This window comes from Paracoccaceae bacterium, from assembly GCA_019454225.1.
Lineage (GTDB): Bacteria > Pseudomonadota > Alphaproteobacteria > Rhodobacterales > Rhodobacteraceae.
Map to the genome: position 1 here is coordinate 2,845,745 of CP075370.1, position 20,418 is coordinate 2,866,162.

Annotated in this window: 18 protein-coding genes, 1 tRNA gene, 1 pseudogene and 1 riboswitch; of the genes and pseudogenes, 13 read left to right on the plus strand and 7 right to left on the minus strand. The window is 69.4% G+C overall.

Annotated elements, in window-relative coordinates; all coding sequences use genetic code 11:
* Positions 1 to 118: 118 nt before the first annotated feature.
* A complete protein-coding gene (locus tag KF887_13455; GenBank protein QYK40426.1) occupies positions 119 to 925 on the plus strand; it encodes a gamma-glutamyl-gamma-aminobutyrate hydrolase family protein in 807 nt (268 codons plus the stop codon).
* 27 nt (positions 926 to 952) lie between these two features.
* Here KF887_13455 and KF887_13460 read toward each other — a convergent pair whose 3' ends face one another.
* The 6 genes from KF887_13460 to KF887_13485 form a co-directional block, all read right to left on the minus strand.
* Positions 953 to 1,903 (minus strand): glycosyltransferase, encoded by a 951-nt coding sequence (locus KF887_13460; GenBank protein QYK40427.1) that lies wholly within the window; start codon positions 1,901 to 1,903, stop codon positions 953 to 955.
* Positions 1,896 to 2,798: a glucose-1-phosphate thymidylyltransferase RfbA gene (rfbA, locus tag KF887_13465; protein QYK40428.1), complete on the minus strand. Its 903-nt coding sequence runs from the start codon at positions 2,796 to 2,798 to the stop codon at positions 1,896 to 1,898. The genes KF887_13460 and rfbA overlap by 8 nt, the downstream gene beginning before the upstream one ends.
* A gap of 140 nt (positions 2,799 to 2,938) precedes the next feature.
* Positions 2,939 to 6,103 (minus strand): calcium-binding protein, encoded by a 3,165-nt coding sequence (locus KF887_13470; protein ID QYK40429.1) that lies wholly within the window; start codon positions 6,101 to 6,103, stop codon positions 2,939 to 2,941.
* Between the two features lie 117 nt (positions 6,104 to 6,220).
* On the minus strand, positions 6,221 to 6,586 hold the full coding sequence (locus tag KF887_13475; protein ID QYK40430.1) for a hypothetical protein: 366 nt from the start codon (positions 6,584 to 6,586) through the stop codon (positions 6,221 to 6,223).
* Between the two features lie 3 nt (positions 6,587 to 6,589).
* Positions 6,590 to 7,444, minus strand: coding sequence for a DMT family transporter (locus KF887_13480; GenBank protein ID QYK43575.1), 855 nt, complete (start codon positions 7,442 to 7,444; stop codon positions 6,590 to 6,592).
* A 142-nt stretch (positions 7,445 to 7,586) separates the two neighbouring features.
* On the minus strand, positions 7,587 to 7,781 hold the full coding sequence (locus KF887_13485) for a SlyX family protein (GenBank protein QYK43576.1): 195 nt from the start codon (positions 7,779 to 7,781) through the stop codon (positions 7,587 to 7,589).
* A gap of 78 nt (positions 7,782 to 7,859) precedes the next feature.
* Here KF887_13485 and hisS point away from each other — a divergent pair, with 78 nt between their 5' ends.
* From hisS to KF887_13505, 4 genes are all read left to right on the plus strand, one after another.
* On the plus strand, positions 7,860 to 9,443 hold the full coding sequence (hisS, locus tag KF887_13490) for a histidine--tRNA ligase (GenBank protein QYK40431.1): 1,584 nt from the start codon (positions 7,860 to 7,862) through the stop codon (positions 9,441 to 9,443).
* The gene (locus KF887_13495; GenBank protein QYK40432.1) at positions 9,368 to 10,588 is read left to right on the plus strand and encodes an ATP phosphoribosyltransferase regulatory subunit; all 1,221 of its coding nucleotides are present in this window, start codon (positions 9,368 to 9,370) and stop codon (positions 10,586 to 10,588) included. Before hisS ends, KF887_13495 begins: the two co-directional genes overlap by 76 nt.
* Positions 10,582 to 11,289: an ATP phosphoribosyltransferase gene (locus tag KF887_13500; GenBank protein ID QYK40433.1), complete on the plus strand. Its 708-nt coding sequence runs from the start codon at positions 10,582 to 10,584 to the stop codon at positions 11,287 to 11,289. Before KF887_13495 ends, KF887_13500 begins: the two co-directional genes overlap by 7 nt.
* 81 nt (positions 11,290 to 11,370) lie before the next feature.
* Positions 11,371 to 11,784, plus strand: coding sequence for a DUF4177 domain-containing protein (locus KF887_13505; GenBank protein ID QYK40434.1), 414 nt, complete (start codon positions 11,371 to 11,373; stop codon positions 11,782 to 11,784).
* On the opposite strand, the gene KF887_13510 is transcribed toward KF887_13505, so the two are convergent.
* The gene (locus KF887_13510; GenBank protein ID QYK40435.1) at positions 11,781 to 12,893 is read right to left on the minus strand and encodes a pyridoxal phosphate-dependent aminotransferase; all 1,113 of its coding nucleotides are present in this window, start codon (positions 12,891 to 12,893) and stop codon (positions 11,781 to 11,783) included. The two genes, KF887_13505 and KF887_13510, sit on opposite strands and share 4 nt — an antisense overlap.
* Positions 12,894 to 13,162: 269 nt before the next feature.
* Here KF887_13510 and KF887_13515 point away from each other — a divergent pair.
* From KF887_13515 to KF887_13550, 8 genes and pseudogenes are all read left to right on the plus strand, one after another.
* Positions 13,163 to 13,252, plus strand: a tRNA-Ser gene (locus KF887_13515).
* Positions 13,253 to 13,272: 20 nt separating this feature from the next.
* Positions 13,273 to 13,765, plus strand: a pseudogene (locus KF887_13520) (2Fe-2S iron-sulfur cluster binding domain-containing protein).
* A gap of 49 nt (positions 13,766 to 13,814) precedes the next feature.
* A riboswitch (cobalamin riboswitch) is annotated at positions 13,815 to 14,029 on the plus strand.
* Between the two features lie 128 nt (positions 14,030 to 14,157).
* On the plus strand, positions 14,158 to 16,017 hold the full coding sequence (locus KF887_13525) for a TonB-dependent receptor (GenBank protein ID QYK40436.1): 1,860 nt from the start codon (positions 14,158 to 14,160) through the stop codon (positions 16,015 to 16,017).
* Positions 16,004 to 16,843, plus strand: a complete 840-nt coding sequence (locus KF887_13530) for an ABC transporter substrate-binding protein (protein ID QYK40437.1) — start codon at positions 16,004 to 16,006, stop codon at positions 16,841 to 16,843. The genes KF887_13525 and KF887_13530 overlap by 14 nt, the downstream gene beginning before the upstream one ends.
* A 2-nt stretch (positions 16,844 to 16,845) precedes the next feature.
* The gene (locus tag KF887_13535; protein QYK40438.1) at positions 16,846 to 17,826 is read left to right on the plus strand and encodes an iron ABC transporter permease; all 981 of its coding nucleotides are present in this window, start codon (positions 16,846 to 16,848) and stop codon (positions 17,824 to 17,826) included.
* A complete protein-coding gene (locus KF887_13540; protein QYK40439.1) occupies positions 17,823 to 18,581 on the plus strand; it encodes an ABC transporter ATP-binding protein in 759 nt (252 codons plus the stop codon). The genes KF887_13535 and KF887_13540 overlap by 4 nt, the downstream gene beginning before the upstream one ends.
* A complete protein-coding gene (locus KF887_13545) occupies positions 18,578 to 19,243 on the plus strand; it encodes an adenosylcobinamide amidohydrolase (protein ID QYK40440.1) in 666 nt (221 codons plus the stop codon). Before KF887_13540 ends, KF887_13545 begins: the two co-directional genes overlap by 4 nt.
* A complete protein-coding gene (locus KF887_13550) occupies positions 19,233 to 20,246 on the plus strand; it encodes a hypothetical protein (protein QYK40441.1) in 1,014 nt (337 codons plus the stop codon). The genes KF887_13545 and KF887_13550 overlap by 11 nt, the downstream gene beginning before the upstream one ends.
* Positions 20,247 to 20,418: the final 172 nt, after the last annotated feature.

Genomic DNA, 20,418 nt, shown 5'->3' on the forward strand with positions numbered 1-20,418 from the left:
GCTGCCCGTTTCAGCGGCACCCGCACGTTGGATGTGCAGGGGTGAAGGGTGATTCCCCTTCACCCCGCACGAACAGATGCTATCCTGTCATGCGACCGTTACCGGACCCGCGCCCGCCATGACCGACCTGTCCCCGCTGTCCCGCCATGACCCCGCCCGCCCTGCGACGACACGCCGGGCGGTCGTCGGGATCATCGGCAACCAGCATCTTCTGAACGAAAGCTACCCGGCCCATACCTGCGGCGCCACGAACTCCGAGGCGGTGGCCCATGCGGCGGGCTGCCTGCCGCTGATCATTCCGTCCGATCCGCGGCTCGTGTCGGTCGCCGAACTGCTCGACCTTTGCGATGGGTTCCTGCTGACCGGCGGTCGGCCGAACGTCCATCCCTCCGAGTATGGGGAAGAGGAAACACCGGCCCATGGCGCCTTTGACCGGGGGCGCGATGCGATCACGCTGCCCCTGATCCGCGCCTGCGTCGAGCGGGGGCAGCCGTTCCTGGGGATCTGCCGCGGGTTTCAGGAGGTCAACGTGGCGCTTGGCGGCACGCTGCATCCGGAAATCCGCGATCTGCCGGGGCGCATGAACCACCGGATGCCACCCGACGGCACGCTGGAGGAGAAATTCGCCCTGCGCCACGCGGTCCGGTTCACCGAAGGCGGCCCGTTCCACAGGCTGATGGGCGCGGCGGAGGTGATGACGAACACGCTGCACGGCCAGGGAATTGCCCGGCCGGGCCCGCGCATCGTGATCGACGGTTGCGCGCCCGACGGAACGCCCGAGGCGATCTATGTCCGGGATGCGCCGGGCTTTACGCTGTCCGTGCAATGGCATCCCGAATGGCGGGCCTGCGACGATCCGGTGTCGCGGCCACTGTTCGGCGCCTTCGGCGCCGCCTGCGCGGCTTGGGCGGCAGCACGCGGCTGAACCGGCCGGGGTGGCACCGCGTGCCGGTCAGAGCCGCCCCATGACGGCGGCCAACCACAGCGCCAGGGTGCTTGCGAGGGTCTGCCGGTAAAGGCCCAGCCGGGCCAGCCGCCACAGCCGACGCGGCATGCCCGGGGTGTGGCGCATCCGGTCCCAGTCGTCCAGCAGGCGACGCGCCTCGGGTGTCAGGCGTGCGGCCGAGGCCCGCAGCGCCACCATGTTCACGTCGTTCCATCCCCGGAACGTGCCGTCTGCCACCTGCCCCAGCCGCCTGATGCGTGCCTGCCAGCCATCGTTGGCGCCGATCTGGTTGTCCTCGTGCTGACGGTACAGGATGGTCGGATGGTCATCATGCACGACCGTGCCGCCCGCCCCTGTCACGATCTGATAGGCCCACCAGTCATGCACCACCACATCGCCCGCCTCCTGCGCCGCAGCGCGCAGCAGCGCGGCGGCGGGCGGGGTCAGCAGCTGGGTGTTTCCGGCGGCGATGTTCTGGACCAGCGCGTTGCGAAAGGACGCCGGGCGCGGGCGCGGCGGAGACAGGCGGCGCCCCTCGAGCCGGTCCGTGGTGATCAGGCTGCGGGTGCAGTACAGCGCGACCTCTTTCCGGCGGGGGGCGAGCGCCGCCAGACCGCGGGACAGCCGGTCTGGCAGCCAGACGTCATCCTGATCGGCAAAGGCCAGCCAGCCGGGATTTTCCGGCAGCGCGGCCAGCATGTGCAGATAGTTGGCAGCCGCACCCCGCCCGGGGCCCCGCCCCAGGTCTATCCTGGCATCCGGACGCGCCAGGGCCCAGGCGGCCACACGGTCGGGCGTTCCGTCGACCGACCCGTCATCGCGGGCGACAAGACGCCAGTGCGGGTGATCCTGCGCGGCAAGACTGTCCAGCTGCGCCTCGATGTGGCGGGCCCCGTTGTAGAGCCCCATCAGGATGGTAACCTCGGGCACCGGGCCCGGGGCGCCGACCTCATCCATCGCGCGCCGCGGCCGCAAGCAGCGCCGACAGGTTCTCGCCATAACGGCTTTTCCGGTATCGCTCGGCGGCGGCGCGCAGGGTCGCGGCGTCGATCCAGCCGCGCGCAAAGGCGATTTCCTCGGGGCAGCCGGTCTGCATGCCCTGCCGTTCCTCCAGCGTCCGCACGAAGTTGCCTGCGTCCAGCAGGCTGCCATGGGTGCCGGTGTCAAGCCAGGCAAAGCCGCGGCCCATCCGGCTGACCTGCAACAACCCCTCGTCCAGATAGGTCTGCAGCAGATCGGTGATCTCAAGTTCGCCGCGCGACGAGGGCCGCACCTGCGCGGCACGGTCCGGCGCACTTCCGTCGAGGAAATAAAGCCCGGTGACCGCATAGTTGGAGGGTGCGACCGTCGGCTTCTCGACGATCCTGCGCACCCGGTCGCGCCCTTCGGGCCCCGGTTCGAAATCGACGACGCCATAGCGTTCCGGATCGGCCACGTGATAGGCAAAGACCGTGCCACCCTGCGGCTGCTGATCGGCGGCGCGCAGCATGTCGGGCAGACCATGGCCGAAAAAGATGTTGTCGCCCAGCACCATGGCCGACGGCGCACCATTCAGGAAGTCGCGTGCCAGGATATAGGCCTGCGCCAGCCCGTCAGGCGAAGGCTGCACGATCCAGGCGATGCGGATGCCCCAGCGCTCGCCGTCGCCCATCAGGCGGCGGAACTGCGCCTGATCCTCGGGCGTGGTGATCACGGCGATCTCGCGGATGCCCGCGAGCATCAGCACCGAAAGCGGATAGAACACCATCGGCTTGTCATAGACCGGCAGCAGCTGCTTCGACACGCCCTCGGTAATCGGATAGAGCCGCGTACCGGAGCCACCGGCCAGAATGATCCCCTTGCGTCCCGTCATGTCGATCCCTGCTGTTGCGCCGCATGCTTATCGGGCAGGGCACGGGGGCTCAAGCCCTAGCTTCCGGCATCGCGGGCCAGTGTCCGGGCGGCGCACGTTATTCGGGCAGTCCTGGGTGCGCGCCGCAATCTTCCCGCAGGTCACACGAACAGAAAATCCGCCGGCCCCAGATCACCCGGCGCGATCCCCGCCAGCAGGATCGCATGGCCGCCCCAGTCGATCCGCGCGTGAACCTGGCCATCGACCGTCACGCTGTCGATGGCCAGCGAGGCAAACCGCGCGGCCGGCGTGGCCCCGGGCACCCAGGACATCTGCAAACGGTCGGCGCCCTGCTGGAAATCGGCGATCGTGTCCACCTCGCTCACACGCCGCTGCGAGAAGATGAAGACATCGGCACCCGCGCCTCCCCAGAGCGTGTCATTGCCAAACCCGCCGTTCAGCCGATCGGCGCCGTCACCGCCCCATAGCCGGTCGTTGCCCGTGCCACCCGACAGAAGGTCGTCACCCGCACCCCCGTACAGAAGGTCATCTTCGTCACCGCCCCCGAGCGAGTCGTTCCCCATGCCGCCCACGAGCGTGTCGCGGCCCGCCCCGCCGCCCAGAGCATCGTTGCCGGGCCCGCCCTCGACCAGATCATCGCCGAAACTTCCCGCTAGCGTGTCGTTTCCCGGCCCGCCATAGACATTGTCGTTGCCATAGCCGCCACCGACATTGTCGTTGCCGTCCCCCCCCCAGACCAGATCGTTGCCCGGACCGACGACCAGCACATCGTTGCCACCATCGCCGTGGACGGTGTCGTTGCCGTTGCCGCCGCCCACCGTATCGTTCCCGTCACCGCCGAAGACCAGGTCATTGCCGTCGCCCACCGGGATCAGGTCATGCCCGGCGCCGCCGTAGACCGTGTCGTTGCCGGCCTGCCCGCGCAGGGCATCGTTGCCGGCGCCACCTTCGATATGGTCGTCGCCGTCGCCGCCTTCGAGAAACACATCGGTGCCCAGTCCGAGCAGCGTGTCATTCCCCGCGCCACCTGTCAGGCGCCATCCGGTCCCGGTGCCGGTGGACAGATGGTCGTCATAGGCGCTGCCAAGGACGATCTCGACACCGTCCAGCACATGCCCCGTGGCCCATCCGGCACCCGACCCGGGATCGAGCGGCGCCAGCCGCACGGGCGCCGGCGCCTCGGCGAAGCTGAGCGTGTCGATGCCGTCGCCGCCGAACCACAGTGTCGCGCCGGGGCCTGCCAGAAACAGATCGTCGCCCGCGCCGCCGTAGACCGCATCACTGCCCGCCCCCGGGGACAGCGTGTCGTTTCCGGCCCCGCCCCAGAGCGTGTCATCGCCCGCCCCGCCCTCGATCAGGTCATTGCCGCCACCGCCGAAAAGCGCATTCGCCGCCGCATCGCCGGTCAGCGTGTCGTCGCGGACGGTGCCGACCACCGCCTCGATCCCGGCCAGCATGTCCCCCGATGCCGCGCCGCCCGGTGCCGATGCGCCCGACAGGTCGATGCGCACCGCAGCATCTTCGGCCGCATAGTCCGCCGTATCGAAACCCGCCCCGCCGAACAGCCGGTCAGCCCCCGGGCCGCCGATCAGCGTGTCGTTGCCCTCTCCGCCCTCAAGCGTGTCGTTCCCCGGCCCCCCCTCGATGAGGTCGTCGCCGGTGTCGCCCGACAGGCGGTCGTTGCCTTCTCCGCCTTCCAGCGTGTCGTCGCCACCGCCACCTGCGATCACGTCATCGCCGCCAAGGCCCGCGATCCGGTCCGCCCCGGGGCCACCGGCCAGCGTATCCGCCCCGCCCGAGGGCCCGGACGATCCGCCGCCGGGCCCCGGGTCGGGCGGCACCTCACCGTCGAGCAGCGCCCGCGTCACCGGGATCAACGCCCAGCCGCGCACCTCGGCCTCGGTCAGGGGGCGCCCGGTCGCGGTCACGATGACCAGCCGTTCCGCGCCATGGCCAATCACCGCGCCGGTCGCGGTGGGCGTCACCGCCAGCTGCGAGGTGCTGCGCAGGAACGGCCACAGCGACAGGTCGATACGGTCCACGCCGGGTTCGAAGTCCAGTATCGTATCCGGCTGCCCGTCTGCCGTCAGCACGAAGACATCCGCCCCCGCACCGCCGCGCAAGGCATCCTGTCCTGCGCCGTCAATCAGGATGTCGTTGCCGGCACCCCCTTCCAGCGTGCCCTGACCCGCGGCGCGGAACATCAGGTCATGGCCGGATGTGCCGATGCCCGTCGACGCCGAGGCGCCCAGCACCTGCCCCAGTCCCGCCAGGCTGATCCGCAGGAGCGTCGCCCCTGCCTCGGCACCCGACATGGTCACCACCTGGATTTCGTTGCCGACGCGGAGCATCGCGATGGCGCTGATGTTCGCCAGGGTCGTGGCGACCGAATCGGCCAGTGTGTCCAGATGTATGAGCCGGCCCGACGGTGTCAGGGTGAACAGGCTGATGCCGTCATCGGCGCCCGCCACAGCGACAAACGCCCGGTCGTCGATCACGATCGCGTCGAGCACGGTTGCGCCGCCAAACCGTGTCCCGAGATCGTCGATCAGATGATCGACCAGAACCAGCCGCCCGTCCGGCCCCATGCGCAGGACCGACAGGCTGCCCGATCCGGCCGCAGCGGCAATGACATAGCTCTGCCCGTCCAGCATGACCGACCGCAATGCAGTGATCCCCTGCACCGGCAGGCCCTGTGCGGGGCCCATAGCGACACCGCCCGTCAGCGCGCCACCCGCGCCGACCTGCCACACCGTCAGCCCGTGCTCGACAAGCGAAGCCGCCACAAGGAACGTCTGCGGCCCGACCCGCACCGCCAGCAGCGCCGATACCCCGGACGCCAGCGCCGCCGCGCTGTCCGCCGCGCCCGGCCGCGCCGCAAGTGCGCCGGAGGCCAGCACCTCGAACACCGCAATCCCCTGCGCTGCGGGCCGCGCGGCATAGACCCAGGTTCCCCCGCCGGACGTCACGGCCACGATTTCCACCATCTGTGTCGTCGTGATGGACGAAGCGCTGAGAAATGCCGTGAGCGAGGCCGCGCCATCCAGTCCGCGCGCCAGCGTGACCACCTCGGGCAGCACCGAGCCGGACAATCCGCCGACCGTCATCGGCAGACGGGTTCCGGAATGGGCGGCAAACGCAGTCTCTCCACCCGTCGCGCCCGCGACGGCCGCAAGCGTCACCGAGTCCCGCGTGATCCAGTTGACCACGCGAAAACCGCCCGGCACCGCCACGATGTCCACATGCGCCGAGGGCACGGCGAATCGTGCGCCGCCCACCGTCCCGACCAGATCGAGCCGCTGCATCCGTCCAACCCCACTCGCGTCCCCACGCGTGGGATGACCCTGCCCCGGGTGCCTGAAACCGCACTTAATCGAAGATGGCGGGAAAGCGGCCTTTGCGAAGAACTCGCGCTGTCGCCGTCAGGGCTGCGGACTGCGGGCGATCAGACAGTCCAGAAACCGCGTCAGGCCCGGCCTGTCCCATTCGCCCCCCGACCGGGCGGCGCCCATCACCGGGCCGCTGCGCCAGCGGTCGCCCTGGCGCCAGTCGATCCGCGCCGCGATGCGTCGCGGACCGGCCCGCAGCACGACAAGCCGCACCGTCGCCCGTGCGTCCTGGCCCGCCAGTGCGCCCGGATGGCTCTGCTGCAAGCGGTCCAGAAAGGCGGAACACAGATCGTCGGGCGCCCCCGGCACGGTGGCGCAGATGGCAACGGGCGCCGCATCGGCCGCCGTGCCCGCCACCAGCATCGCTGCCAGCCATGCGGCGCGCGCCCGGCCTGCCATCGCCTAGCCCGCCGCGAGGGGCGGCGTGACGGCACGGCGCTTCAGCACCGCCTCGCGCCAGGTGATATAGCTGATCGCCCCGATGATCACCGCACCGCCAAGGATGACAAAGCCATCCACCGGCTCATCGAAGACCAGCACGCCCAGAAGCGTGGCCCAGACGAGTTGCAGGAAGGTCACCGGCTGCGTCACCGCAAGCGGCGCGGCGGCGAAGGCGCGCATCATGCAGTAATGCGCCGCCGAACCGAAGGCCGCCACCAGGGCCATCCAACCCAGCTGTTCAAGACTGACGGGCACCCAGACCCACACCGCAAAGGGCAGAAGGCCCAGCGTGACCGTCAGCGACATCATCGCCACCACCGCACCCGGACCGGCAAGCGCCGACAGCCGCTTGGCATAGAGATAGGAGGCGGCAAAGCAGAAGGCGGCCGCCACCTGCGCCCAGTGCCCGTCGGTCACCTCGCGCAGGCCGGGCCGCAGCACGATCAGCGCGCCACAGATCGCCACGCCCACGGCGATCAGCCGCCGGGCCGCCAGGGTTTCGCCCAGAAACAGCGCGGCACCCAGCGTCACCAGCACGGGGTTCAGGTATCCGATGGCCGTCACCTCGGCCACCGGCAGGCGCGCCATCGCATAGAACCACAGCACCACCGCCGCCACATGCACCATGCCCCGCTGTGCGTGCAATGCCAGCACCCCCGGCGCGAATCCCGCCCGCAGCACCGGAACCAGCGTCGGCATCAGGAATACCGCGCCAAAGGCAAAGCGCAGGAAGGCCGACTGCGCGGCCGGCAGATCGGTGCCCAGATAGCGCACGATGCCCGTCACGGCCACGAAACAGAGCCCCGTGGCAAGCATCCACAGCGCGCCCGCGACGGGGCGATCGGCAGTTTCGGTCTGGATCAGCGCGGCCATGGCCCTTGAAACCACCGCCGACGCCCGGGTGCAACCGCCCCCTTGGACCCGCCACCGCGAAACCGGCACGGCCGGGCGACCCGGCCTACCAGTGCGGCGGGCGTTCGTCGCCCAGCACCACGCCGCCGCCGCCTTCGGCCTCGCGCGCCGCCTCGCGTTCCATCAGCAGCGCCACCCGGCGGACCAGGCGGTCGATCTCGTCGCCCTGCTGCGCCACGACGTCCGACAGGTCCTCGACCGTCCGCAGCAGATGCGCGATCCGTTCTTCCAGCCGCTCGATCCGCTCCATCCCCGCCCCCGGCTTGCCGCCCCGCACCCCTTCCGCTACACCGCGCGCGACAGGCTGAACAGGGTTCCCATGGCCAAGGACGCATCTTCCCGCCGCCCCCGTGCCGAACCGCCCCGGGGCTTCCGCGACTACTTCGGCGCCGAGGTCACCGAGCGCAAGGCAATGCTGGACGCCATCGCCGGGGTCTATCAGCGCTACGGCTTCGACCCGCTGGAGACCAGCGCGGTCGAGACGGTCGAGGCGCTGGGCAAGTTCCTGCCCGATGTCGACCGCCCGAACGAAGGCGTCTTTGCCTGGCAGGATGAGGACAAGGACTGGCTGGCCCTGCGCTATGACCTGACCGCACCCCTTGCGCGCGTGGCGGCGCAGTATCGCAATGACCTGCCGTCGCCCTACCGGCGCTATGCGATGGGGCCGGTCTGGCGCAACGAAAAGCCCGGGCCGGGGCGGTTCCGGCAGTTCTATCAATGCGATGCGGATACGGTGGGGTCGGCGTCGGTGGCGGCGGATGCCGAGATCTGCATGATGCTGGCGGATGCGCTGGAGGCCGTCGGCATCCCGCGCGGCGACTATGTGGTGAAGATCAACAACCGCAAGGTGCTGAACGGGGTGATGGAGGTCGCGGGCCTGTCGGGCGACGACAAGGAGGCCGAACGCGGCATCGTCCTGCGCGCCATCGACAAGATCGACCGGCTGGGGCCGGACGGGGTGCGGGCGCTGTTGGGCGAGGGGCGCCGCGACGAGAGCGGGGATTTCACCAAGGGCGCGGGGTTGAGTGACGCCCAGGCCGAGGTAGTGATGGGGTTTGTGAGCGCAACCGCCATTGTTGAGCAAGAACTGCTCAACGGCCCTCCCAAACCAGACAATCGCATTCCCGGCGGCATGGGCTTGAAACTCGCCGATCCGCATCAACGAAGCGAATATGCAGGCCGCACTTGGAATTGGGCTGTTCAGGATCACCTGCGACGCATTGTCTGGAATAGCCAGACCGGGGTTCAAGGCTTGGATGAGCTTGCCGAGATATCTGACTTGCTCCAGGCCCAAGGCTACGGCCCTGATCGCATCATGATCGACCCCGGCGTCGTCCGCGGCCTCGGCTACTACACCGGTCCGGTCTATGAGGCGGAACTCACCTTCCAGATCGAGGACGAAAAGGGCCGACCGCGCAACTTCGGCTCGGTGGCGGGCGGCGGGCGCTATGATGGGTTGGTGAAGCGCTTCACCGGGCAGGAGGTGCCGGCCACGGGCGTCTCCATCGGGGTGGACCGCCTGCTGGCCGCCCTGCGCGCCAAGGGCCGCAGCACCGCCGACACGGCGGGCCCGGTGGTGGTGACGGTGATGGACCGGGACCGGATGGCCGATTACATGGCCATGGCGGGCGAGTTGCGCAGCGCGGGCATCCGCGCCGAGGTCTATCTGGGCAACCCCAGGCAATTCGGCAACCAGCTGAAATATGCCGACAAGCGCGGCTCTCCCATCGCGGTGATCCAGGGCGGGAACGAGGCCGCCGCCGGAACCGTGATCCTGAAGGACCTGGTGCTGGGCGCGAAGATCGCCGAAAGCGCCACGCTTGAGGAATGGAAGGACCGCCCCGCGCAGGTCGAGGTTCCCCGCGCCGATCTGGTGGCCGAAATCCGCAAGATGCTGTCGTGACGCCCGGGGCCGCCGCCGTCCGAACCGCCGCCGAGGCCGCCTTTGCGGCCTTCCGGCAGGCCGGTGCCGTGCCGGTCGAGGCCGACATCCTGCAACCGGCCGAGGTCCTGCTGGACCTCTACGGCGAGGACATCCGCGCCCGCGCCTATGTCACCCACGACCCGGTGGCGGGCGAGATGATGCTGCGCCCCGATTTCACGCTGCCCGTGGTGCAGGCCCATATGGCGGGCGGGGCCGATCCGGCGCGCTACTGCTACATGGGGCCGGTGTTCCGGTCACAGGACCGCCCGGGCGACCGCCCACGCGAATACCTGCAGGTCGGGTTCGAACTGTTCGACCGCAGCGCGCCGGAACAGGCGGATGCCGAGGTCTTTGCGCTGTTCGCGGGGCATCTGCGGCCGCTGAACCTGACCCCCGTTACCGGCGACATCGGCATCCTGATGGCCGCCGTGCGCGGCCTCGCCACCACCGAGCGCCGCCGCGCCGCGCTGCTGCGCCATATCTGGCGGCCACAGCGGTTCCGCCGCCTGCTCGACCGGTTTGCGGGGCGGGCGCCCCTGCCCGTGGAACGCGCGGCGCTGCTGGAACGGCTGGCACAGGCAGACCCCGCCACCCTGATCACCGCCGCCGGTCCGGTCATCGGGCTGCGCGGCGCCGACGAGATCGCGGCGCGCGCGCAGGCGCTGCTGGACGATGCCGGCACGCCGCCGCTTGCGGCCCCCGAGGCGGCGCTGCTCTATGACCTGCTGACGCTGACCGCCCCGGCCCGCGCCGCCCTGGCGCATCTGCGCGGGATCACGCCGCTGCTGCCCGCCATCGCCCCGGCAGTCGACCGGTTCGCCGCCCGGCTTGACGCGCTCGATGCGCGGGGGGTGGACACGGGGCGCCTGGCCTTCGAGGCCAGCCACGGCCGCACCGCCATGGAATACTACGACGGTTTCGTGTTCAGCTTCGTCGCCTCCGATCTGCCCCCCGTGGCCTCGGGCGGACGCTATGACGCGCTGACCGCGATCCTGGGCGAGGGCCGCTCGATTCCGGCCGTTGGCGGTGTGATCCGCCCGGCGCTTGTGGCGCAGCTGTCGGCCGCGCAGGGGCCCGCACTTGGCATGCAGATGGGCCTGCGGCTCGGGGGGGCAGGATGCTGAAGATCGGCCTGCCGTCCAAGGGGCGGCTGATGGAACAGGCCTTGGCATGGTTCGCGGCGCGCGGCATCGCCATCCGCCAGACCGGCGAGGGGCGCGAGTATGCGGCGACGCTCGACGGGCTGCCCGGCGCGGTGCCGGTGCTGCTGTCGGCGGGCGAAATACCCCGCGACCTCGCGGCGGGCCGCATCCATCTGGGCGTCACCGGATCGGACCTCGTGCGGGACAAGCTGGCCGACTGGTCGTCGCAGGTGACCGAGATCGCGCCGATGGGCTTTGGCCATGCCGATCTGGTCATCGCCGTGCCTGCCGCCTGGATCGACGTCGACACGCTGGACGATCTGGACGCCGCCGCCGCCGCCTTCCGCGCCGCGCATGGCCACCGCCTGCGCATCGCGACGAAATACCACCGGCTGGTCCGCGAGCACCTGACCGCCCATGGCGTTGCCGACTATGCCCTGATCGACAGCCAGGGCGCGACCGAGGGCACCGTGGCCAACGGCGCCGCCGAGGCCATCGCCGACATCACCTCGACCGGCGAGACGCTGAGGGCGAACCATCTGCGAATCCTCTCGGACGGCTTGATCCATGCCAGCCAGGCCACGCTTTTCCTGTCGCGTGCGGCGCCCCGCAGCCCCGAGGACGATGCGGCCCTCGCGCTGCTGGCCGCGCGCCTGGGCATCGCGCCGCCACAAGGGCTGTGACCAACGGGACACCGCACTTGGCGCCGGGCGGAACGGCCGTTATCTTGCCGGGACTTGAACGACAGGGGCAGCGGGCGGACAATGCAGAACTATGAATACAGGGTCGTGCCCGCGCCGCGCCGGGGCGAGAAGACGAAGGGCGCGAAAACCGTGTCGGAACGCTTCGGCGTCGCGCTGGCGCATGTGATGAACGATCTGGCGCGTGACGGATGGGAATACCTGCGCGCCGACGCCCTGCCCTGCGAGGAACGTGTCGGCCTGACCGGCACCGCAACCCATTTCCATCACATGCTGGTATTCCGCCGCCCTGTGGTGCAACCGGCGGCGACGGCGCGGCCCGCCGCGCCCCCCGCTGCCCCGACGATGACCGACATGTCGGACCTTGTGCCGGACGAGGCCGAGGAACGCACCGTCCTGGTTCCCCTCGCCCGGCCGGAACCCGGGGCCGCGCCACCCGTCGGCCCCGTCGTGCCCTTCCCGAACGGCCGCGGCTAGCCTGCCGCGGCCTGGGCCAGCGCCTGCGGCAGCACCCGATCGAGCACGGCACACTCCGTTTCGGTGCCGAGTGTCACGCGGATGCAGCGATCCTGCGGCGCGACGAACGGCATCCGCACGAAGACCCCCTGCGACACGAGCGCATCGCGCAGGCGTCGCGCAAAGCTCCCGTCCCGCCCGGTGTCCGCGGTGACGAAGTTCGTGGCGGACGGCAGGGGCCGAAGTCCGTTCGCCTGCAGAACCGCGCCGAACCGGGCGCGTGCGGCATGCACCTGCGACCGCACCCGCTCCAGATGCGCCTGGTCCTGCAGCGCGGCCAGTGCCCCGGCCTGGGCCACGCGCCCGAGCCCGAAATGGTTGCGCACCTTGTCGAAGGCCGCGATCAGCCCCGGCGCCGCCAGCGCATAGCCCACCCGCAACCCGGCCAGACCGTAGCCCTTGGAAAAGGTGCGCATCCGGATGACCCTTGGGTCGTCGGGGTCGACCCGCGGCGTGGTGTCCGGGGGAGCGAGATCCACATAGGCCTCATCCAGCACCAGAAGCGTTCCGTCGGGCAGGCGCCCGATCATCTCCTCGATCACCTGGCCGGGGTGGTGCGACCCCATGGGATTGTCCGGATTCGCCAGATAGACCAGCCGCGCGCCGGTCCGCCGCGCGGCATCCAGCAGGGCACCGGGATCCTCGTGGTCGGCGGCATAGGGCACACGGTGCAGCACCCCGCCGAACCCCGCGACATGGAAGTTGAACGTCGGGTAGGCCCCGTCCGACGTCACCACCGGATCGCCCGCCCCGACGGTCAGCCGCACCAGATATCCCAGCAGCCCGTCGATCCCCTCGCCCGCAACGACATGGGCAGGCGTCAACCCGTGATGCGCCGCGATCGCATGGCGCAGGTCATGCGTCTCGGGATCGCCATACATCCAGGCCTCGGCCGCCGCATCGGCCATCGCCGCCACCGCCCGCGGGGATGGGCCGAACAGGCTTTCGTTCGCGCCGAGCCGGGCAACGAAGCTCTCGCCCCTGGCCCGCTCCTGCGCCTCCGGCCCGACAAAGGGCACGGTCGAGGGCAGCGTGGCGACAAGCGGGGTGTAGCGCGGCGTTCCGGTCATGGCACGGGACTGAACCCGATCCCGTCCTCCGGATCAAGCCCGCACGCAGCACGGCCAGGGCGAACCTGCCGCCGCAGCGCGCGCCGGCTCGCGACATGCGCAGGGATGCCACAGGCAGCAACCGGCGCCGACACGCAGGACACCGCCGTGACCGTCGTCCGCTGACAGGTCCGGTCCCCCGCGCCCGGCCCCGGTGCTGAAGTCCCCCGCCGTTTTCCGACGGCAAACCCCTTGCAGCCCCCCGCATCGCCCGTGTATCGACGCGCGACGGACAGTTGGCCGAGTGGTCGAAGGCGCACGCCTGGAAAGTGTGTAGGCGGGGAACCGTCTCGAGGGTTCGAATCCCTCACTGTCCGCCATACACATTTGACTTCATTGAATGATGTCGATGACGACCTGGGCCTGGGATTCGGGCGAGATGCCGGACATCGTCTTTGTCCACGCCGCCCGCCGCCCGTCGGACATCATCTTCCGCGAGCGGCCGGATAATTTGGCCAACCGCGTCGCTGGGCCTCGACATGGCGCGCTACCATCAGGAAAGCCTTGGCGCCCCGGTCCGGACCGAGGCCGAAGCGCCGGTTCACGGCGATGTGGTGCCCGATGCGGATACCGGCGCGCTTGTCACCTTTGCGGCCAGCGCCATTTCCGCGCCCTGCGCGCAGACGGATACGATCCTCGCAGTGGCAAAACGGTCCGGCCTGAACATCCCCTCGGGCTGCACTTTCGGCCTCTGTGGCACCTGCACGGTGAAAAAGACCGAAGGCGAGGTCCACATGGCGCACAACGGCGGCATCAGCGATGACGACATCGCTGCGGGCTTCATCCTTGCTTGTTGCCCGAACCCGATCGGCCGCGTCACCATCGACGCATGACGATGCGGCGGGGCAGCAAGAATCTGCTTTTCATCCGGCGGCCCGTCGCGATACCATTATGCATCTTGGTCCGTGCAGTGCGCTGCATGGTTAATAGGGAATGTGGTCAGGCGTAGCCATCAGGCACCGAAGCCACAACTGCCCCCGCAACTGTAGGCGGCGAGCGAAACCGGGAAGTGCCACTGCGGCCCAAAGGGTTGCGGGAAGGTCCGGCGAAGCGATGACCCGCAAGTCAGGAGACCTGCCAAGGTGTTCACCCTGTTCGGACGCGAGGGGCGCTCCGGGCTGCGGAGCTTCCGCGCGTGGTGATTTCACCGTCTGCGGGGGCCTGATCCCTCACTGACATCTGTTCTGAAATCGCGGTCCCGTCGGGGCCGTTCGTGGGGGATATCATGACTCGACTCCAATTCCTTGCCTCGGCTGCGGGGCTTGCCCTTCTTGCCGTGCCTGGTCAGGCGCAAGAGGTGTTCACACTGGACGACATCATCGTCTCGGGCGGGTTCTCGCCCATCCAGGCCGGACGATACGGCCGCGCTGTCAGTGTGGTCACGTCGGAAGAGATCGAAAACCGTGGCATCACCAGTGTCCAGGATGCCCTGCGCGCCTTGCCAGGCGTGTCGGTCAACGGCTCGGGCAGCAGTTTCACGCAGGTCCGCATCCGGGGCGGCGAGGCCAACCACACGCTGATCCTGATCAATGGAATCGCCGCCGCCGGTGGCGAGGGCGAATACATCCTGAGCGGGCTCGAGACCGCGAACATCGAGCGGATCGAGGTGCTGCGCGGCCCGCAGTCGGTGTTCTATGGCTCGAACGCCTCGGCCGGGGTGATCAACATCATCACGAAGAAGGGGGGCGACGGTACGACCGCGCGTGCCAGCCTTGAGGTGGGAAGCGGCACGATCGCCACCGCCTTCATCGCGCGGCGCAACGAACGGGGGGGCGTGTCGCTGTCGCTGTCGCGGACGGATGACAGGGGATACGACCAGTCCGGCGACGGGGGCGAGAAGGATGGCCTCGACCGGACCACCGCCATCCTTTCGGGTGACTATCTGGTGACCGACACTCTGACGCTCGGGTTCACGCTGCGGCGGTCGGTAGAGGACTACGACTATGACAGCACCAGCTTTGTCGCGACCGACGCCGCCTCTTATGTCGTGGATGATCCGACGCAGTTCTCGGACCGTGACGAACTGACCTTCGGGGCCTATGCCGAACTGTCCACGCCTGGCGGTCGGCTGACACATCGCCTTTCCGCCGAAACGACCCGCAACGACCAGAGCTTCAACGGCGGGACGCCGACCGAGACAACGACAAATGCGCTGAAGTACCGGCTCAGCTACGGCATCGACGGCACCGTCGAGGAGGCCGACCACCTCCTCAACGTCTTCCTGGAGCATCGCAAGGATTCCAGCAGTTCCAATCCCGCCTATGGGCGCAAGGCGACCTCGGTTGCGGTCGAGTATCGGGGAAGCCTGGACTGGGGGCTGGACCTGCAGGCAGGGGTTCGGTTCGACGACAACTCGGTCTTCCAGGATGCGACGACCTGGAACCTTGGCCTGTCCTACACACTGGACAGCGGCGTTCGCCTGCACGCTTCGGCCGGGACGGGTGTCGTGAACCCAAGCTATTTCGAGCTTTACGCCAATGCCTCCGGCTTCACCGGCAACCCGAACCTGCAACCGGAACGCAACCGCAGCTTTGACGTCGGCGTCGAGGTCCCGATCTTCGGGGACCGCGGCACGCTGGATGTCACGCTCTTCCGCGAGGCCCTGACGGACGAGATCACGTCCGTCAGCACCGGGCCCGGCACCTTCAGCTACATCAACCAGACCGGGGACAGCGACCGGAAGGGGGTCGAGGTTCAGGGTCAGGCGCAGGTGACCGATGACCTGTCGGTGCGGCTGGCCTATACCTACATCGACGCAAGGAACCCCAACGGAAGCGTCGAGATCCGCCGCCCGCGCCACGAGCTGACCTTGGGCGCGACATTGGCGGCCTTTGGCGGACGCGGCTCGGTTTCCGCCGATCTGCGGCATGTCTCGGGAAATTTCGACACCCAGTTCTGGGGCAGCTATGCCACCGTCAAGCTGCCGGCCTTCACCACGGTCAACCTCGCTGCCGCGTATGATCTGACAGACACCCTGCGCCTGACCGGCCGGGTCGAGAACCTGTTCGACAGCGAGGCCACCGATGTCTGGGGCTACGCCACCCGGGGCCGCGCGGTCTATGTAGGGATCAATGCGCGCTTCTAGGCCGCTGGCAATCCTTGGACTTCTGGGGGTGCTGAACGGCACCCCCCTGGCCGCCGAGGCTCCGCTGCGGGTGGTCTCGATGAACCTCTGCACCGACCAGTTGGCCATGCTGCTGGCTGCGCCCGGTCAGCTTCTGTCGGTGTCCTATCTTGCGTCCGACCCGCGCGGCTCGGCGATGGCGGACGAGGCCAAGGCCTATCCGCCAAACCGGGGGCTGGCCGAGGAAATCTATCTCATGCAGCCCGATCTGGTGATCGCCGGGTCCTTCACGTCACGCGCGACGGTGTCGATGCTGCAGCATCTGGGCGTCCGGGTCGAGATTTTCGAGCCCGCCTATGGCCTGGACGAGATCCCCCCGCAGATGCTGCGAATGGGCGAAGTCCTCGGCCAGTCCGACGCGGCAAGGGCCATGGTCGCCCAGTATCAGGCGGACCTTGCGGCGTTCCGGGGCGAGGTCGCCCGCAACCCCCGCGCGGCGATCTATGCGGCGAACGGCTATACCCAGGGCGACGAAAGCCTGTCCGGGCAGATCCTGCGCGCGGCCGGGTTCGCCAACGTGGCCGCCGAGGCGGGCTATGCCAGTGGCGGGATCCTGCCGCTGGAGCTTCTGGTCATGCTGACACCCGAGGCGATCATCACCAGCCGCCCCCATCCGGGCGCCTCGCGATCCGAGGCAGTGATGTCCCACCCGGCCCTTCTGGCCAGTCAGGACGAACGCGCGCGGGGGGCGATCTCGGATCGCGACTGGGTCTGCGGCACGCCTTACGTCCTGCGCGCGGTGGCCGAGATGGGCAAGCTGCGCCAGACACTGACGGAAGGTGAGTGAGCATGCGGTGGCTTGCCCTTGTCCTTGCGATGCTGGTCGCAGTTCTGTTCCTCGGGTCGCTTCTGATCGGACCTGCCAACATCGCCCCGACCGACAGCCTGCGCGCGCTGCTGGCAGGGGGCGAAGGGCCGATGACCCTTGTGATGCGCGAAATCCGCCTGCCGCGCGCGATTCTGGCGCTGGCCATCGGCGCGGCGCTGGGGTTGGCCGGGGCGGCGATGCAGGGATACCTGCGCAATCCCCTGGCCGATCCCGGCCTGATCGGGGTCTCGGGGTCTGCCGCGCTGGGAGCGGTCATCGCGATCCAGACCGGGATTGCCGGAACGGCGACGCTGGCCCTGCCCGTCGCCGCCCTGGCCGGCGCCGTCATCGGGGTGGCGCTGGTGCTGGCCTTGGCCGGACCGCGCGGCGGGTCTTTGACTCTGATCCTGGCCGGGATCGCGATTTCGGCACTTGCGGGGGCGCTGACCTCGCTGGTGCTGAACCTGTCGCCCAACCCCTTCGCCGCGAACGAGATTGTCTTCTGGATGATGGGGTCGCTGGCCGACAGGTCGATGACCCATGTCTGGATCGCGCTGCCGCTGATCGTGGTGGGGTCGCTGGCACTTGCCACGCTGGGCCGGGGGCTTGATGCGCTGACCCTGGGCGAGGACGCGGCCGCCTCGATGGGGATCGGGATGACCCGCCTGCGGCTGGTGCTGATCTTCGGCACGGCGGCGGTCGTCGGTGCCTCGACCGCTGTGGCCGGGGCAATCGGCTTCATCGGCCTGGTGGTCCCACACGTCCTGCGCGGCTTTGTCGGCGGGCGGCCGGGTCACTTGCTCTGGGCGTCGGCCCTGGGCGGGGCGGTGATGCTGCTAGCGGCGGACATCGCCGTGCGGGTCGTGCTGCCTGCGCGCGACCTGAAGCTGGGCGTCCTGACCGCACTGATCGGCGCGCCCCTCTTCCTGCATCTGATCTACCGCACGCGGAGGGGGACATGACGCTGATCACGGTCAAGGACCTGGCGGTCCGCCGTCACGGCAAGCCGGTGTTGCAGGACATCGGGCTGACGGTCGCGGGTGGTGAGCTGGTCGGGCTGGTCGGGGCCAATGGCGCAGGCAAGACCACGCTGATGCGCGCCATGCAGGGGCTGCTGCCGCTGGAGGGGCACGCCTCGCTTGCCGCCCTGTCGCCACGCGCCCGCGCCCGGCAGGTCGCCTGGATGCCGCAGTCGCGAGAGGTGGCCTGGCCGGTGTCGGTGGAAACGCTGGTGGCCTTGGGCCGGACGCCGCATCTTGGCCCCGCCGCGCGCCCTGGTGACGCCGACCGGCGGGCGGTGGACCGCGCCATCGCGCGGCTGGACCTGGAGGGCTTTCGCCACCGCCCCGCGACTGAACTTTCTGGCGGCGAACAGGCCCGCGCGCTGATCGCCCGCGCGCTGGCGCAAGAGACGCCGATCCTGATGGCGGACGAGCCGATTGCGGGCCTTGACCCCGCACACCAGATCTCGACCATGCGCATCTTCGCCGAGCTTGCGGCCGAGGGGCGGGCGGTCGTCGTCTCATTGCACGATCTGGGTCTTGCCGTGCGGCATTGCACGCGACTGGTCGTGCTGGACCGGGGCCGGATCGTGGCCGATGGCCCGCCGTTGCAGGTTCTGTCGCCCGACCGGCTGCGCGAAAGCTTTGCGATCACGGCCTATGTCGCGGCGACGCCGCAGGGGCCGGTGTTCCAGCCGCTTGAGGTGCTGGAATGATCACCGTCACCGAGGCAAGGCCCTGGCTGACGGTCGACCTGGGCCAAAGGATGCAGGTCCTGAGTTGGGCGCTGAACCGGCCCGGCTTTGTGGAGGCCAGCCAGATCGTCTGGCGCGAGGTGCGCAATGCCGACCTGCCCGAGGGGCGCGATGCGCGCCAATGGCTGATGGCCGAACTTGCCGGGCGTCGGTTCGATCAGGCGGTCGCGTTCCTGACCTCGCGCGATGTGCGGCAGTTCACCCGAACGGATGCAGTGGTTGAAGGGGTCCGTGCCGCCTGCGTGGCCACGGTCGGCCTGTCGAATGCCGAACGGGTGGGTCACCGGCTGGACCGCAGCCAAGCGAATTGGGGAACCATCAACATCGCCGCCATGCTTGACATTGGCCTGTCGCAGGCCGGGCTGATCGAGGCCCTCAGCATCGCGGCCGAGGCGCGCACGGCAGCTGTGATCGACGCAGGGTTCCAGCTGCCGACGGGCCGGGCGACAGGCACCGGCACTGATTGCCTGGCGATTGCCTCCCTGCCGGGCGAGGCCGATCACGCCGGCCTGCACACCGCTGTTGGTGAGGCGCTTGGTGCCGCCGTCTACCGCGCCACGCTGGACGGGGCGCGGGCTTGGATCGAAGACCGCAGGAAACGGGAGGCTTTGGATGACGCTTGATCTTGAAACGGTGGTGGCCCAAGGCCTGACCAATGCCGAGACCGGCTGGAACATGGGGTCCTTCGGGGCCATCGCCGAGTTTCACCATGTCGGCGATGAAGTGCCACCGCCGGTGGTCAGACCCGGCATCCAGATCACCGCCCGGGGCGGCGTGCAGATCGCGCGGCTGGACGGCGTGCGCCCGGTGGCCTACGAACTCCTCAGCCCGCGCCCGCATCGCTGGTCGCAGGCCGTGGCGCTGTGCCTGCCCGAGGCCCAGACGATGATGCATCGCCGCACCGTCCTGACCGACCTTGGCCCGGACCATGACGCCCTGCGCGAGGCTGACCGCGGCGCGATCCTGTTCGACATGGGGCTGGCCCAGCCGCAGGTCGATTTCTGCATCCGCACCGCCGATCCGGACCTTCTGGCCACCTTGCGCGCCAATGCCGGACGCTCGCTGTTCGACCATGACAACCCGGCGATGATGGCGATCCTGAAGGCGCATCCGCATCGGGTGGCACTGACCCGTCTTGGCCGTGTGGAGGTCTACCAGAAGATCGGCGGGCCGGACACGGGCGGCGTTTCGCCCGAGGGTCCGCATACCCATGTCCTGCCAAAGCTCTTGCGGGCGGGCCGCACCCATTCCGCCAATGCGCCGATCCCGGAGGGTTGGGTGCCTTGCGCGAACTTCCACCCGGGCAATCCGGTCATCGGCCGCATGGGCGAAGACCGTGATCTGGACCGTGCCGCCTTTGACCGGTTCCAGAGTCTTCTGAATGCCTGGGGGCCCACGGCCTATTGTCAGGCAAAGGCGGCTGTCTGGACGGCCCTCGCCCAGGCGCAAGGCCCCGACGGACATGCCGCCCCCGCCAGCCGCACCGGCCGGGCGGGCCTGCGCAACGGCTTGCGGCAATGGCGCAGGCTGCACGGCGACAGCCCCCTGCTTGCGGCCTGGAGCCATGCCTACGACGCCATCGCCGAGGAAGACCCCGATGCGGAGACCGAGAAGCCGGGACATTGAGGCGGTGAGCCCGCACCGGGTCCGGCTTGGAAGTGCGCGGGGCCCGATTCCTGCGACCGTCGCGCCGGTTCTGGTCCCACGGGACGACGGGCAGCGCGTCAGAACAGACGACCTCATTGCCCTGCGGTCGACCAGCCCTGCGCAAGACCGACCGGACCGGGCGCAGCGGCTT